This is a genomic window from Pseudomonas sp. W17, assembly GCF_040268305.1.
Classification (GTDB): Bacteria; Pseudomonadota; Gammaproteobacteria; order Pseudomonadales; family Pseudomonadaceae; genus Aquipseudomonas; species Aquipseudomonas protegens.
In genome coordinates, this window is sequence record NZ_CP158490.1 from 2,700,610 (window position 1) to 2,714,016 (window position 13,407).

Annotated in this window: 14 protein-coding genes; 11 read left to right on the forward strand and 3 right to left on the reverse strand. The window is 66.3% G+C overall.

What is annotated here, in order from left to right; genetic code table 11:
- Window positions 1-11 precede the first annotated feature (11 nt).
- The 7 genes from ABCR88_RS12595 to ABCR88_RS12625 all read left to right on the forward strand — a co-directional run bounded on the left by ABCR88_RS12595 (window position 12) and on the right by ABCR88_RS12625 (window position 7,291).
- Window positions 12-641 carry a hypothetical protein gene (locus ABCR88_RS12595; RefSeq protein WP_350023933.1) on the forward strand — a complete coding sequence of 210 codons (630 nt, stop codon included), beginning with the start codon at window positions 12-14 and terminating at the stop codon, window positions 639-641.
- 15 nt (window positions 642-656) lie between these two features.
- The gene (locus ABCR88_RS12600; RefSeq protein WP_350023934.1) at window positions 657-1,445 is read left to right on the forward strand and encodes a nucleotidyltransferase domain-containing protein; all 789 of its coding nucleotides are present in this window, start codon (window positions 657-659) and stop codon (window positions 1,443-1,445) included.
- An 8-nt stretch (window positions 1,446-1,453) separates the two neighbouring features.
- Entirely contained in the window at window positions 1,454-2,482 is a 1,029-nt protein-coding gene (rtcA, locus tag ABCR88_RS12605; RefSeq protein WP_350404668.1) for an RNA 3'-terminal phosphate cyclase, read from the forward strand.
- A 151-nt stretch (window positions 2,483-2,633) separates the two neighbouring features.
- Complete coding sequence (locus ABCR88_RS12610) at window positions 2,634-3,746, forward strand: site-2 protease family protein (protein WP_350404669.1); 1,113 nt, start codon at window positions 2,634-2,636, stop codon at window positions 3,744-3,746.
- 212 nt (window positions 3,747-3,958) lie between these two features.
- Window positions 3,959-4,252 carry a DUF3144 domain-containing protein gene (locus ABCR88_RS12615; RefSeq protein WP_047285710.1) on the forward strand — a complete coding sequence of 98 codons (294 nt, stop codon included), beginning with the start codon at window positions 3,959-3,961 and terminating at the stop codon, window positions 4,250-4,252.
- Between the two features lie 324 nt (window positions 4,253-4,576).
- Window positions 4,577-4,993 carry a hypothetical protein gene (locus tag ABCR88_RS12620; RefSeq protein ID WP_346636367.1) on the forward strand — a complete coding sequence of 139 codons (417 nt, stop codon included), beginning with the start codon at window positions 4,577-4,579 and terminating at the stop codon, window positions 4,991-4,993.
- Window positions 4,994-5,248: 255 nt separating this feature from the next.
- Window positions 5,249-7,291: a methyl-accepting chemotaxis protein gene (locus tag ABCR88_RS12625; protein WP_350404670.1), complete on the forward strand. Its 2,043-nt coding sequence runs from the start codon at window positions 5,249-5,251 to the stop codon at window positions 7,289-7,291.
- 72 nt (window positions 7,292-7,363) lie between these two features.
- On the opposite strand, the gene ABCR88_RS12630 is transcribed toward ABCR88_RS12625, so the two are convergent.
- Both ABCR88_RS12630 and ABCR88_RS12635 read right to left on the reverse strand, forming a co-directional pair.
- Window positions 7,364-7,813 carry a hypothetical protein gene (locus ABCR88_RS12630; protein ID WP_041117341.1) on the reverse strand — a complete coding sequence of 150 codons (450 nt, stop codon included), beginning with the start codon at window positions 7,811-7,813 and terminating at the stop codon, window positions 7,364-7,366.
- Window positions 7,814-7,840: 27 nt separating this feature from the next.
- Window positions 7,841-8,758 (reverse strand): LysR family transcriptional regulator, encoded by a 918-nt coding sequence (locus ABCR88_RS12635; RefSeq protein ID WP_350404671.1) that lies wholly within the window; start codon window positions 8,756-8,758, stop codon window positions 7,841-7,843.
- A gap of 127 nt (window positions 8,759-8,885) precedes the next feature.
- On the opposite strand from ABCR88_RS12635, the gene ABCR88_RS12640 reads away from it, so the two are divergent.
- Both ABCR88_RS12640 and ABCR88_RS12645 read left to right on the forward strand, forming a co-directional pair.
- A complete protein-coding gene (locus ABCR88_RS12640; RefSeq protein ID WP_350023938.1) occupies window positions 8,886-10,319 on the forward strand; it encodes an MFS transporter in 1,434 nt (477 codons plus the stop codon).
- 36 nt (window positions 10,320-10,355) lie between these two features.
- Window positions 10,356-10,559 (forward strand): hypothetical protein, encoded by a 204-nt coding sequence (locus tag ABCR88_RS12645; protein ID WP_081002099.1) that lies wholly within the window; start codon window positions 10,356-10,358, stop codon window positions 10,557-10,559.
- Between the two features lie 15 nt (window positions 10,560-10,574).
- Here the strand turns inward: ABCR88_RS12645 and lysA are convergent, their stop codons facing one another.
- Window positions 10,575-11,807, reverse strand: coding sequence for a diaminopimelate decarboxylase (lysA, locus tag ABCR88_RS12650; RefSeq protein WP_350023939.1), 1,233 nt, complete (start codon window positions 11,805-11,807; stop codon window positions 10,575-10,577).
- Window positions 11,808-11,936: 129 nt separating this feature from the next.
- Here lysA and ABCR88_RS12655 point away from each other — a divergent pair, with 129 nt between their 5' ends.
- Both ABCR88_RS12655 and ABCR88_RS12660 read left to right on the forward strand, forming a co-directional pair.
- Window positions 11,937-12,881: a LysR family transcriptional regulator gene (locus ABCR88_RS12655; protein WP_015635101.1), complete on the forward strand. Its 945-nt coding sequence runs from the start codon at window positions 11,937-11,939 to the stop codon at window positions 12,879-12,881.
- A gap of 193 nt (window positions 12,882-13,074) precedes the next feature.
- On the forward strand, window positions 13,075-13,377 hold the full coding sequence (locus ABCR88_RS12660) for a hypothetical protein (RefSeq protein ID WP_015635102.1): 303 nt from the start codon (window positions 13,075-13,077) through the stop codon (window positions 13,375-13,377).
- Window positions 13,378-13,407 lie beyond the last annotated feature (30 nt).

Consider the following 13,407-nt stretch of genomic DNA (forward strand, 5'->3'; position numbering starts at 1 on the left):
GGAGAACCGCCATGTTGACCCCGGTTGAAGATGAGCACAGCCAGGCGCTGCGCCAACAGCTGGAAGCGGCGTTTTGCGTGTTCGATTTTGTGCGGCTGGCGGTGGAGCCGGGTGTCGAGGTGAATCAGGCCTTGCATCGCCAGGGCTTGCAGCACCTGTATCAGCACCTGATGGCCAGGCGCCGTGAGGCCTGGAAAAAGCTGCGCCAGGACCCGCGCTACGCCGACGTGGGTGAACCGCAGATGCGCTGGGAACCGGAGCGGGCACTGCCTGAGCGGCTCAGCCCGCAGCAGGTCCGGCAACTGGTTTGCGAAGACCCGGAGCAGCAGGACTGGGCCTTGTACCGGGCGTTTTGCCAGCCACCGTACGGGCTGCGTTTCCCGGGTGGGGCCGAGCAGGCCCGGCAGGTGTACGGCCAATGGCTGGACCTGCTGGGGCTCAATCTCCAGCAGCAGCCCCAGGTGATCAACTGGGTGGGCGACCTGGAGCTGGATTGTCAGGCCCCGGCCATGGGCCCGCATCTGCTGCCCTGGAGTGAGTATTTCGACGAAGGCCTGGAATGGTGGGGCGTCTGGTGCCTGACGGTGTGGAACCCCGAGCGCCGGACCCTGAGTGTGCTGGCCGCCAGCGCCACGGATTGAACAAGGAAAAGGATCATGGAACATCTGGAGCGCCATCCCCTGAGCAGCGCCATGCGCGAACGGGTATTGGCCGAGCTGGCGCGGATCGAGCGCGAGCGCAATGTGCAGGTGCTGTACGCCTGCGAATCCGGCAGTCGGGCCTGGGGCTTTGCCTCTACCGACAGCGATTACGATGTGCGTTTCGTCTATGTGGAAAAGCCCGAATGGTTCATCCAGGTGGATGCCGGGCGCGACGTGATCGAGCGGCCCCTGGACGACGAGCTGGACATCAGCGGCTGGGAACTGCGCAAGACCCTGGGGCTGTTGCGCAAGTCCAACCCGACCCTGCTGGAATGGCTGGATTCGCCCCTGGTGTACCGCAGCGAACCGACCGCCGCCGAGCGCCTGCGGGAGCTGGCCGAGGCGTTCTACAGCCCGCCGGCGGCGCGCAACCATTATCTGTCGATGGCCAGGAAGAACTTTCGCGGTTACCTGCAAGGCGAAAGCGTGCGTTTCAAGAAGTACTTCTACGTCCTGCGGCCATTGCTGGCGGTGCGCTGGATCGACCAGGGGCGCGGCCGACCGCCGATGACCTTCGCCGACCTGCTGACCACCGTCGACCATCAGCCACTGCTGGACGAGGTGGCCGAGCTGCTGGTTTTGAAACGCTGCGCCGACGAGTCCGCCTACGGACCGCGACGCCCGGCACTGCACGCCTTTATCGCCGCCGAGCTGGAACGCCCGGTGCCGAAACTGGTGCGTACCCATGAAGACAACGCGTTGCTGGACGCTTACCTGCGGGAAACGGTCCGGCACTACGCCTGAGGAATGTGATGAAACAGGATGTAATCGAACTGGACGGCGCCATCGGCGGCGGCCAGGTACTGCGCAGCGCCCTGAGCCTGTCGATGCTCACCGGCAAGACCCTGCGTATCCATAATATTCGCGCCCGGCGCAGCCGCCCGGGGCTGTTGCGCCAGCACCTGACCGCGGTGCTGGCGGCGGCCCAGGTATGTGGCGCCAGAACCACTGGGGCCGAGCTTGGCTCCCAGGTCCTGAGCTTCGAGCCGGGGCCGATCCGCGGCGGCGACTACCGCTTCGCCATCGGCACCGCCGGCAGTTGCACCCTGGTGCTGCAGACCCTGCTGCCGGCCTTGCTGCGGGCGCCGCAGCCGAGCCGCGTGAGCATCAGCGGCGGCACCCACAACCCCCTGGCGCCGCCGGTGGATTTCCTCCAGCAGGCCTGGCTGCCGCAACTGCGGCGCATGGGCGGGCGGGTGGAACTGCAGCTGCTGCGCCATGGTTTTGTCCCGGCCGGCGGTGGCGAGCTGGAGGCCTTTATCCAGCCTTCGGAGCTGCAACCCTTGCATCTTCAAGAGCGCGGAGCATTGCTCGGCAGTCGAGCCTGGGCCTTGAGCGCGGGCCTGCCGGAGCATGTGGCGGAACGCGAGTTGCGCCGGGTGCACGATCGCCTGCAACTGCCTCGCGAGCAGCTCACCCCGGTGCTGCTGGATGAAGAGTACGGCCCGGGCAATGTGCTGCTGCTGGAGTTCGCCTTCGAGCACCTGACCGAGCTGTTTTGCGGTTTCGGCCAGAACAGCCTGCGGGCGGAGAAGGTCGCCGACGGCGCCATCGATCAGGCCCGGGACTGGCTGGACTCCGGTGCCGCAGTGGCGGAACACCTGGCCGATCAACTGTTGCTGCCCATGGCCCTGGCCGGTGGCGGCAGCTTCACCACGCCGTGCATGACCGAGCATCTGGAGAGCAACATGCGGGTGATCGAAGCGTTCCTGCCGGTACGTATCGAATCGCGTTTGCTGAGCGAGCAACGGCTGCGCGTGGAGTGTCACGCTCTGGTTTGACCTGTGTAGAGTGCTGCGGCCATCCGGACGTTCTCGCCCTGCTGCAGCGCAGGCGGCTCTGAGGATGATGCAGGGCTCAAGGACCTCTTCGCCGGCAAGCCGGCTCCTACAGTTTGTGCAACGGTTGGTTTGACTCTCAGGGAAGTACGCAATGGATGGCAACGCCTGGCTCAAGGCCTTGAACAAACTGCTGACGATGGTGCAGCGCGTGGTGTTGCTCAGTGGCTGGTTTCTCGCCGCTCTGGTGCTGGGGCTCACCATCAAGTCCGGGTTGCAGCCCTTTCTGGCCATGTTCCTGGCCTCGTTGCTGGTGATCATCAGCGTGCTGGTGCATGAAAGCGGGCATTACCTGGGCGCCCGCTGGTGTGGGATGCCGGTGTTGCAGGTACGGATTGCTGCCGTGGAGCTGCAGGTGCTGCGCCGCGGCTGGCGCCTACGGTGGTCGCCGCAGCTCAAGCGCAATCGCCTGGGGGGCTACGTGATGGCCGCAAGCAATCCGCAACGGCCGTTGCGTGGTCAGTGGATGGTGGTGGCGCTGAGCGGGCCGCTGCTGAACCTGTTGGTGGGCGGTGCGGCCCTGGGGCTGGGGTTGCACTGGCAAGGGGTGCCCGGCGCCATTGCCCTGGCCTTTGCCGTCATCAATCTGGTGATGGGGGTGGGCAACCTGCTGCCGGCCTGGCGGGTATCACCCAGCGACGGCATGCTCTTGCTGAGTTGGTATGTGCATCGCGACGATCAACGTCCGGAACTGGCCCAGGCGCGCCTGCTGGCCTTGACCGTGTCTGGTGTCCCCAGCGCGCAGCTGCCGGCCCAGGACCTTGAACGTCTGGCCCGGGGCGCCATGCCAGAACCCCTGGTCGCTTTCGGCTACCGGCTCAACGCAAGGCAGGACCAGGGCGACTGGCCCGGGGTGCTGCAAATGGAGCAGGAGCTGGATGAGCTGCTTGAAGCCCGGGCCGGGGAGCTCACGGGGATGAGCGTTGTGATCGAGTTGTTGCGCGGCGAACTGGTCTTCAGCCGTGCCTATCTGCAGCGCGACGCCAGCGTCCTGAAGAACGCACCGATGGGAGCCGATGTCGACTGGTATGCGCCTTGGCTGCGGCCGCGCTGCCTGGCTTTGCAGGCGATCCTTGAGGGTGATCGACAACAGGGCGAGGCGTATATGCAGCAAGCACTGCAGGCGGCGCAGAACTGCGTGGTGCTCTCTCAAGGCCAGAGCGAAGCCCTGCTGGCCGAGCACCTGCGGGCCCTGCCGAAGCCATAGCCCGGCCGTTGCGCCGGCTGTTCGTGAGAGTCAGGGGAGCCCCGGGCTTGCCAGCGAAGGCGTCCCTGAGGAGGGCGCCGGGCTGACCGGCCTCTTCGCCGGCGGGCCGGTTTCTGCCGGGGTGATGCAGTGGGCGAAAGTGATCGGTATGCGCACGCAAAACTCTTATACTCCGGCGCTTTATTTTCCCTACCCAGCAAGAGGAACACCCCGTGGCCAACGAACCGGATCAGGATTTCTTCAACCGCGCCGACGCCATCATCGAGTTGACCAATTCTCACATTGCCGACAGCAGCCGGGGCAAGGCCAGCGCTTCGCTGATGTACGCCAACGCGCGTTTCAGCGCCTGGGTCAGCGCCTGCGGTTGCCGCAATGCCGAGGAACTGGCGGCGTCCAAGCAGCAGGCGGTGGACTATTTCCTTGAGGAGTTCCGTCTGATGCTGGAGGAGAACCTCACCGATTACGTTGAGAACTACTCGCGCTACATGAACGCCAATCCGGATTGAAAACAGTCGCCGCGGTCTTGCCCAGGCCGCTTTCGTGAGTCGGTCGGGCAGTCGCTTGCTGCCCCGTTGCAACCCGGGCACTTATCGCCTCGGGTTGTCTGCCGCGCACCTTGCATAGCCCTTTGATCTGAGCGTTCCAGGACCGTGGCAACCGTTGGTCCTGTTGTCTTGCGGCCATCCCGAGCGCCGCCAGGGGCTCAACTACACTGCGCCTGCGGCAAGCCTTGCCGGTCGTCATACCTCCTTCTCAGGGAGGCCGACGGCCCGGTGGTTTCAGGCCCCGCGACCCACAGGAACACACCTAATCAGCAAGGAGTGCCAACCATGATCGTCATTCCACAACGTGTCATTGAAAACGGTAGTGTCATCTCGCTGCGCGGCGACTCGGGCAACTATATGTCGCGGATGGGCGCGACCGGGCTTGAGCTTTCCAAGGGCTCCATCGACCAATACTGCAAGTTCCGGGTGGTGCTGGTGCAAATCGGCACCGACAAGAAACTCGCGCTGCAGGGCGACACAGGCAAGTTCATGTCGCGCATGGGGGCGACGGGGCTGGAGTTGTCCAAGGACAGCATCGATCAGTATTGCCAATTCGCCTATGCCATCGATACCGCCAGCGGGCAGATTTCCCTGCGCGGCGACAACGGCAAGTGGATGTCGCGGATGGGCGAGACAGGGCTCGAGTTGTCCAAGGACGGGATCGACCGGTTCAGCCAGTTCATGCTGGTCCTGGAAGGTTGATGCCCGGGTGATCGAGTAGCTCCCAGGCGCCGGCCGGGGCAAGACGGTGACGGTCTTTCGCAGGTGCGAGCATTCGTCCACCGATTGAACCCGTGGTGCAGGGCCGGACACGCTCTGTCGAGCGTCAGTGCTGTCATCAGCGCCGTTGTCGAGCCGGTCGCGGGTATTCACACACACACACATACTGGTCACAGAAAACGTGACCGGCGTCACTCTTTTCTCAAGTGATCCATGACCCTGGTCGATAAGCTCTGAATGCCTATTGATATGGAGTTCGTCATGGCCTTGCTACCGGTTCGTCTGTCTCATCGTTTGACCCTCGGCAGTGTGCTGCTGTTGCTGTTCACGGCGTTGGCGGTATTTGCCGTGATGACCCTGCGGGGGCAGCCCAGAGTGGTGGAGGCGAGCTCGGCGTTGATCGAACAGACCGGCAGTGCCATCGTCCGGCAACTGGCCTTGCAGTTGGCCGGGATCGAAGGGGTGACCGCCAGCATGGCCCATCTGGTGGAGGGGCTGCCCAAGGAGCAGGCGCTGGTCATGGCCACCTTGCCCAAGGTGATCGACCACGAAGGCGACAAGGCGATTGCCGGTGGCGGTATCTGGCCGCAACCCAATGCCTTCGAGGCGGGCGTCGAGCGCCGCAGTTTCTTCTGGGCCCGCAGCGATGCCGGGCCCCTGGCGTTTTCCGATGACTACAACGCTGCCGGCAGCGCCGGCTATCACCACGAAGCCTGGTACACCGGCGCGCGCAACAGTGCGCCGGGGCGTTGCCTGTGGTCCGAGGCCTATCAGGACCCGGTGACCCAGGTGCCGATGACCACCTGCAGCGTGCCCTATCGTCAGGACGGCAGCTTCGCCGGGGTCGCCACCATCGACCTGCGCCTGGATGACCTGGCGCGCTTCCTCAAGGAGCAGGGCTCGGTCACCGGTGGCTATGCCTTTGCCCTGGATCAGGCCGGCAATGTCCTGTATTTCCCCGATGCCCAGGCCAGCGCTGGCGGGCAGATGCTCAGCTTCGAGGCCTTGAGCAAACAGCAACCCTGGCTGGGTCCGGTGGCTGAGGCCTTGAGCAAGACGGCGGGCAGTCCCGGTCAGGTGCGCAGCCTGGATCTGGCGGAAGATGGCCGGCTGCAGGAAGCGGCGCGGGTCAGCCTGTTCAGCATGCCCGGCAGTGGCTGGACCATTGGCCTGGTGACCCCGGAGCAGAAGGTCACCGGCCTGGCCCGGGCCATGACCACCGAGATCCTGGTGTTTCTCTTGCCGTTGCTGGCCCTGCTGCTGTTCTTCGCCTGGCTGGGCGGGCACAAGCTGATTGCCCAGTTGGAAGAAACCACCCAGCAGATCGACGCCCTGGGGCGTGGCCAGGCCACTGACAACGCCGAGCTGCACGTAGCCCGGGCCGACGAGATCGGCGCCTTGCGCGCCGCGGTGAACCGCTATGCCGGGCAGTTGCGGCAAATGCTGCAGAAGATCGCCAGCGAAGCCCGGCAGTTGCAGAACGAAGCCGCGCGCCTGGGTCAACTCAGCAGCACCCTGGCCCAGCGTGCCGAGCAGCAGCGCCAGGAGAACACCCAGTTGGCCACGGCCATCACCGAGATGTCCTCCAGTGCCCTGGAAGTGGCGCAGAACACCAACAACTGCGCCGACACCGCGCGCCAGTCCCTGGTGGTGGTGCAGGAGGGCCAGCACAAGGTTGATGCCAACAGCCAGTCGATCCAGCAGTTGTCCGCGGAAATGGCCGAGGCGGCGGCAGTGATCCAGCGCCTGGAGCAGGACAGCCAGCAGGTCGGCGCGGTGCTGGATGTGATCAAGGCGATCTCCGAGCAGACCAACCTGCTGGCGCTGAACGCCGCCATCGAAGCGGCCCGGGCCGGGGAGCAGGGCCGGGGCTTTGCCGTGGTGGCGGACGAAGTGCGGACCCTGGCCGGCCGCACCCAGACCTCGGCCAACGAGATCAGCGGCATGATCAACGACTTGCAGCAGGCCTCGCGTCAGGCGGTGCAGGCGATCCAGGCCGGCGAAACACGAACCCGCCAGGCGGTGGGCGAGGCGTCCGGTGCATCGGATGCGCTGTCCAGCACGGTGACCAGCTTCGACGATATTTCCCAGCGGGCGCAGCAGATTGCCGTAGCGGCCCAGCAGCAGAGCCACGTGACCCAGGAGATCAACGAACTGGCGGTGCGCATCCACGGCATCAGCGAGGACAACGCCCGGGACGCCCAGGCCCTGGACAAGGTCAGCGAGGCCATGCAGGCCCTGTCCGGGCGCTTGTCGAACCTCAGCCAGGGCCACCACTGAGGCATTGCCTGCCCGGGCCGTCGGTGGCCCGGGCGGGTTTCAGTCCCCCCGGGCCGCATTCGCCGGCCCGTTTCAGACCTGGCTGTACATCATCAGCTTGAAGTTCAGCAACAGCCCCAACGACACCCAGCCGAGCCCCAGCAGGCCATTGATCAACGGCTTGCCGGGAGCCACGCGCGTGGCCAGGAAGCGGGCGATGGCGGCGCCGATCAGCGCGCCGGGAAAGTCGAACAGATAGAACAGCCAGCCCAAGGCGCCTTCCGGGGAACTGATCCACAGGCAGAACAGTTGCAGGTGCGCGGCCAGGGCCAGGGCCACGCCGGTGAACAGCGCCGGCGTGGGCCGGGTGCACAGCAGCAGGCCGAGAATCAGCCCCTGGGGCAGCCAGTAGGCGGCGAAGTTCTCCCAGAAATAATCTATCGGTTGCCAGGCCCGGACGATTGCCAGGGACAGCCCCCAGAGCAACGCGGCGGCAGCGGGCAGGTGATTCAGGGAGAGCAGGCGCAGGGAGCTGGAAGACATGCAGGATCTCGCTAATGAAGTTGTGGATCAGCCGGGCTGATGGCCGGGGAGGGCGCTCTGGCTGCACAGCTCATGCACCACCTGGCGCAACCAGCGATGGGCCGGGTCGGCCTCCATGCGCGGGTGCCAGAGCAGGGAGATGGTCATCTCCGGCAGGGGCACCGGCAGGCTGAAACCGTGCAGGCCGTGCCGCAGGTTGCTGGTGTGGCGCTCGGGCACCATGGCGATCAGGTCCGAACCCCGGGCCAGGGCCAGGGCGGCGGAAAAACCGCTGACCAGGGTGACGATCTGTCGTTCCAGGCCCAGGGCTTTCAGGGCCTCGTCCATGCGCCCATGAGCATGGCCCTGGTGGGCGGCGAGGATATGTTCGCCAGCCACGTAGGCATCCAGGCTTACCGGCCCCCGGCTCAAGGGGTGGCCGGCGCGGACCACGCCGATAAAGCGATCGCGAAACAGCGCCCGGGTGCGCAACTCGGGGCTGGTGTCGGCGTCGATCACCGCGGTTTCCAGGTCGACGCTGGCATCGCGCAGGGGCTGGCTGTCGCGGTCCAGCTTGGGTACGAAATGCACCCGCACCCCGGGCGCTTCAGCCCGCAGGCGACTGACCAGCGCCGGGCCGAAATTCTCGACGAAACCATCACGGCTGCGCAGCGTGAAGGTGCGCTGCAGGCGGCCAAGGTCGATCTGCTCGGCCGGGCGCAGAGCGGCCTGGGCGTCTGCCACCAGTTGGCCGATGCGCTGGCGCAGCTCCAGGGCCCGAGGGGTGGGCACCAGGCCGCGCCCGGCGCGCACCAGCAGCGGGTCGCCGGTGGCCTGGCGCAGGCGGGCCAGCGCCCGGCTCATGGCCGAGGGGCTCAGATGCAGGCGCTGGGCAGCCCGCGCCACGCTGCCTTCGGCCAGCAGTACGTCCAGGGTCAGCAGCAGGTTCAGATCGGGAGTCGACATCGGCGCAATTTAGCACGCAGGCAGCTGGCATGGCGTTGAATGCATCAATTAACTGCAAAGGCTGCGCCTTCCGCCTGGTCACGGCTGGCCCTAGGCTGGCGGGCATCACCTTGCCGGAGCCTGTGCGATGCCCATTCCCGAGTCCGAAGCCGCCCCCCAGGAAGCCCTGGCGCCCCGTGCGCGCTGGGCCCTGGCCAGCCTGTCGCTGGCGATGCTGATGCCGTCCCTGGACACCAGCATCGCCAATGCCGCGCTGCCGAGCCTGGCCCAGACCCTTGAGGCGTCGTTCCAGCAGGTGCAATGGATTGTCCTGGCCTACCTGCTGGCCATTACCACCCTGATCGCCAGCGTCGGGCGCCTGGGGGACCAGTGGGGCCGGCGCCGGGCGCTGCTGGCGGGGATCGCCCTGTTCACCCTGGCCTCGCTGTGCTGCGGCCTGGCCCCTGGCCTGGGCTGGCTGCTGGCGGCCCGCACGCTGCAAGGCCTGGGGGCGGCGGTAATGCTGGCCCTGAGCATGGCCCTGGTGGGTGACGCGCTGCCCAAGGCCCGCACCGGGGCCGCGATGGGCTGGCTGGGCAGTATGTCGGCCCTGGGCACCACCCTGGGCCCGGCCCTCGGCGGCCTGTTACTGGCCAGCGTCGGCTGGCGCTGGATGTTCCTGGTCAATGTGCCCCTGGGGTTGGTGGCGCTGTTACTGGCCTGGCGTTGCCTGCCACCGGACCGGCCTGTGGCATCGGCCAGTGCCTTCGATGTGCCGGGCAGCCTGCTGCTGGCCTTGAGCCTGGGCGCCTATGCCCTGGCCCTGACCCTGGGGCACAACTTGCTGGCGCCGTTGAACCTGGGCCTGCTGGTGGCCAGCGTGGTCGGGGTCGCGCTCTTGGTGCGTGTCGAGCGCCGGGCCGCCGCGCCGCTGTTCCAGCCGGCCCTGCTGCGCCGCCCACAACTGCGCAGCAGCCTGTGGCTGAGTCTGCTGGTGTCGACAGTGATCATGACCACCCTGGTGGTGGGGCCGTTCTACCTGGCCCGAGGGCTGGGGTTGGGGAGCCTGGCAGTGGGCCTGAGCCTGTCCCTGGGGCCGCTGGTGGCGACCCTGTGCGGCGCCCCCGCCGGGCGTCTGGTGGACCGTTATGGTGCCCGGCCGCTGTCCCGGCTCGGCCTGCTGGGGTTGTGTGGCGGCCTGGGCCTGCTGGCGCTGCTGCCCCGGAGCCTGGGGCTGGCAGGCTACCTGCTGCCGCTGGCCCTGGCCACCGCCAGCTACGCGCTGTTCCAGACGGCCAACAACAGCCTGGTGATGCGTGATGTGGCGCCGCAGCAGCGTGGGCTGACGGCGGGGTTGCTGAGCCTGTCGCGCAACCTCGGGCTGATCAGTGGCGCGGCGGCCATGGGCGCACTGTTCGCCTGGGGCTCGGGGCCGCAGGCCGGCGTCGAGGCAGTGTCCCGCGGCATGCACTGGACCTTTGGCGTGGCGGCGCTGCTGATGCTGCTGGCCTTGCTCAGCGCCGGGCGCAACCGGCTGTCCGAGGAGGCCGGCGCGGCTTGTCGGCCGGCTTGCCCCGACTAAGCTTGGCTGGCACACCCCACCAAGGAGCTGGTAACCGTGAGCACACTTCGCACCCCGTCCCTGGGCCCGATCGTCGGGCATACCACCGATACCTCCTGCCGCTTGTGGATTGCCGCCTCGGATGCCCTGGACGAGAAGGGCGTGGCCGAGGACATCCGCACCATCGCGAGCAATCGAGCATCGACCGGCTGCTCTTGCAGGGGATCACCTCGCTTCACTGACGGGCATTACTCTGGGTAGGTACTACATGCCCAATTACAGCCCCAGTTCCAGCGCCAGCAGGTCCGCCAGTGGCTGGCGGCGGCGGATCAGTTTCGGCTGGCCGTGCTCGAACAGCACCTCCGGCAGCAGCGGGCGGCTGTTGTAGTTGGAGGACATGCTGGCGCCATAGGCGCCGGTGTCGTGCAGTACCAGCAGGTCGCCGACCCGGGCCTGGGGCAGGGGGCGCGGGGTCAGGCATTCGTCGTCCTGGGTGAAGATGTCGCCGGACTCGCACAGCGGGCCGCCGACCACGGTCAGCTGTTGCGGGCGCTCCACCGGGTGGCCGGCGGCGTCCAGCAGGCTCATGCCGTGGTAGGCGCCGTACATGGCCGGGCGCATCAGGTCGTTGAACCCGGTGTCCACCAGTACGAAGTGATGCTGGCCGGCGGTCTTCACCACCCGCACTTCGCTGACCAGGCAGCCGGCCTCGGCCACCAGGAAGCGCCCCGGTTCGATCTCCATGCGCACGCCGTGGCCCAGGTAGGCCTCGATCTCCTGGCGCGCCACTTTCCAGGCATTGGCGTAACGCTGCACGTCCACCGGGGTGTCGCCCTCGCGGTAGGGGGTGGACAGGCCGCCGCCGATGGAGAAGGCCTCGAGGTCGTGGTCCAGGGATTTCACCGCCGCCACCATGGCTGCGCCCACCTGTTCCAGGTGGTCGTAGTCGACCCCGGAACCGATGTGCATGTGCAGGCCCACCAGGTGCAGGCCATGCTGGCGGATCACCGCCAGGGCTTCGCTCATCTGGTCGTGCCAGATGCCGTGCTTGCTGTTTTCGCCACCGGTGTTGGTCTTGCGGCTGTGGCCGTGGCCGAAGCCCGGGTTGATCCGCAGCCAGACCCGGTGCCCCGGGGATTTCTCCCCCAACTGGCGGAGCATGTCGATGGAGCCGGCGTTGACTTCCACTTGCAGTTCCACCACCCGGGCCAGGGTGGCCTCGTCGAACAGGTCGCAGGTGAAGACGATGCCGGCATCCACCGGGCTGAAGCCGGCCAGCAGGGCGCGTTCGATTTCCCCCAGGGACACCGCATCGACCCGTACCCCGGCTTCGCGGATCAGGCGCAGCAGGTGCAGGTTGGACGCGGCCTTCTGGGCGTAGCGCACCACGTCGAACGCCTGCAACTGGGCGATGCGCGCCTGGATGGTGGCGGCGTCATAGCACCACAGTGGAGTGCCGTACTGGCGGGCGGCGGCGACAAGTTGAGCGGGGGAAAATGGAATGGCCATGGCGAATGCAATCTGTGATCAGTGGGAATGGAGGCAGCATGCCCGTTGGCGGCTATTCAAGAAAATATCTATTCTTTGCCAAGATATTCATATCTGATATGAGGTGGTTGATTAAGCGAGTTTCCCGCCATGGACATCTCCCTGCGGCACATCGAAGTGTTCCGCGCCATCATGCAGGCCGGCAGCGTCACCGGCGCTGCGCGCCTGCTGTTTACTTCGCAGCCCACCGTGAGTCGCGAGCTGGCCCGCCTGGAAACGCTTTCCGGCTTGCGCCTGTTCGATCGTGAAGGCGGGCGCCTGCTGCCCACGGCCCAGGCCCTGCTGTTGCTGGAGGAAGTCGAGCGGGCCTATGTGGGGCTGGAGCGGATCAACAGCGTGGCCCAGTCGATCCGCCGTTTCGAGCACGGCCAGTTGAGCCTGAGCTGCCTGCCGCTGTTCTCCCAGACCCTGCTGCCGCCGGTGTGCAAGCAGTTCCAGGCGCAGCACCCGGGCATCGGCCTGAGCATCACCGCCCAGGAATCGCCGCTGTTGGAAGAGGCCCTCAGTGCCCAGCGCCATGACCTGGGCCTGACCGAAAGCGAGCACCTGCCCCGGGGCACCCAGGGCGAACTGCTGTTCTGCGCCGACATGGTCTGCATCCTCGCGGACGACCATCCGCTGCTGGCCAGGCCACGGCTGGCGCTTGCGGATTTTCGCGGCCAGGACTTCATCAACCTCTCGGGCCTGGATATCTACCGCCAGACCCTGGATGAGCATTTTCGCCAGGCCGGGGTGGATCGCCGGATAGTGGTGGAAACCACCAACGCGGCTTCGGTGTGCGCCATGGTGCGCCAGCGGCTCGGGGTGGCGATCATCAATCCCTTGAGTGCCATGGAAGAGGCCGGGCGCGGCCTGGCGATCCGTCCGTTGCAGCTGTCGGTGCCCTATCGGGTGATGCTGATCCGCCCGGATTACCGGCCCTCGTCGAGTTTTGTCGAGGGTTTCAGTGAAGCCCTGCGCACCCAGGCCAAGGCACTGCAAGAGCAGGTCGGGCGGATAGTGCAGGGAGGGCAAGGGGTGAATCGCTCAGGCTGATGGGGGGCGTGGCCCAGTGTTCAGCTGGTTGGTGAAGAGGGCGCGTTGGCGTTTCAGGGAAACATGTCCCTCTCGTATGGCGGCAGACAGTTACCGAGGATAGCCCTGCGGTCGGCTGATCTTGTGGCCAGCCTCCGGTGCAGGCCCGGACCGTAGCGACTCAATCCCCTGACCAGTTCTGGAGTCAAATAAAATGCCTATTGCCATTCATGCACGCAACAACACCGCCGCTGCGCAGCAAGTCGCCATCAGGAATACCGCCCAGGGCAACAACCTGGCCAACGTCAACATACCTGCCCAAGGCAACGTGGTTCTTTATGTCCTGCAAGCGGATGCCAGTGCCGACCTGTATCTGATCTGCAATGCCAATGCTGCCCAGGCTGCCCAGTTGAGCGTCGTCTACCAGGGCCATAGCAGTGTGGTTCAAGACAGCGACTGGGCCCGCCAATGGACGGTCGATGGTGCCGTGGATGGCGTACAGCTGGACCTGGCGTAGCGGGAAAAACTCGCTGGCAAAGACCCTCCT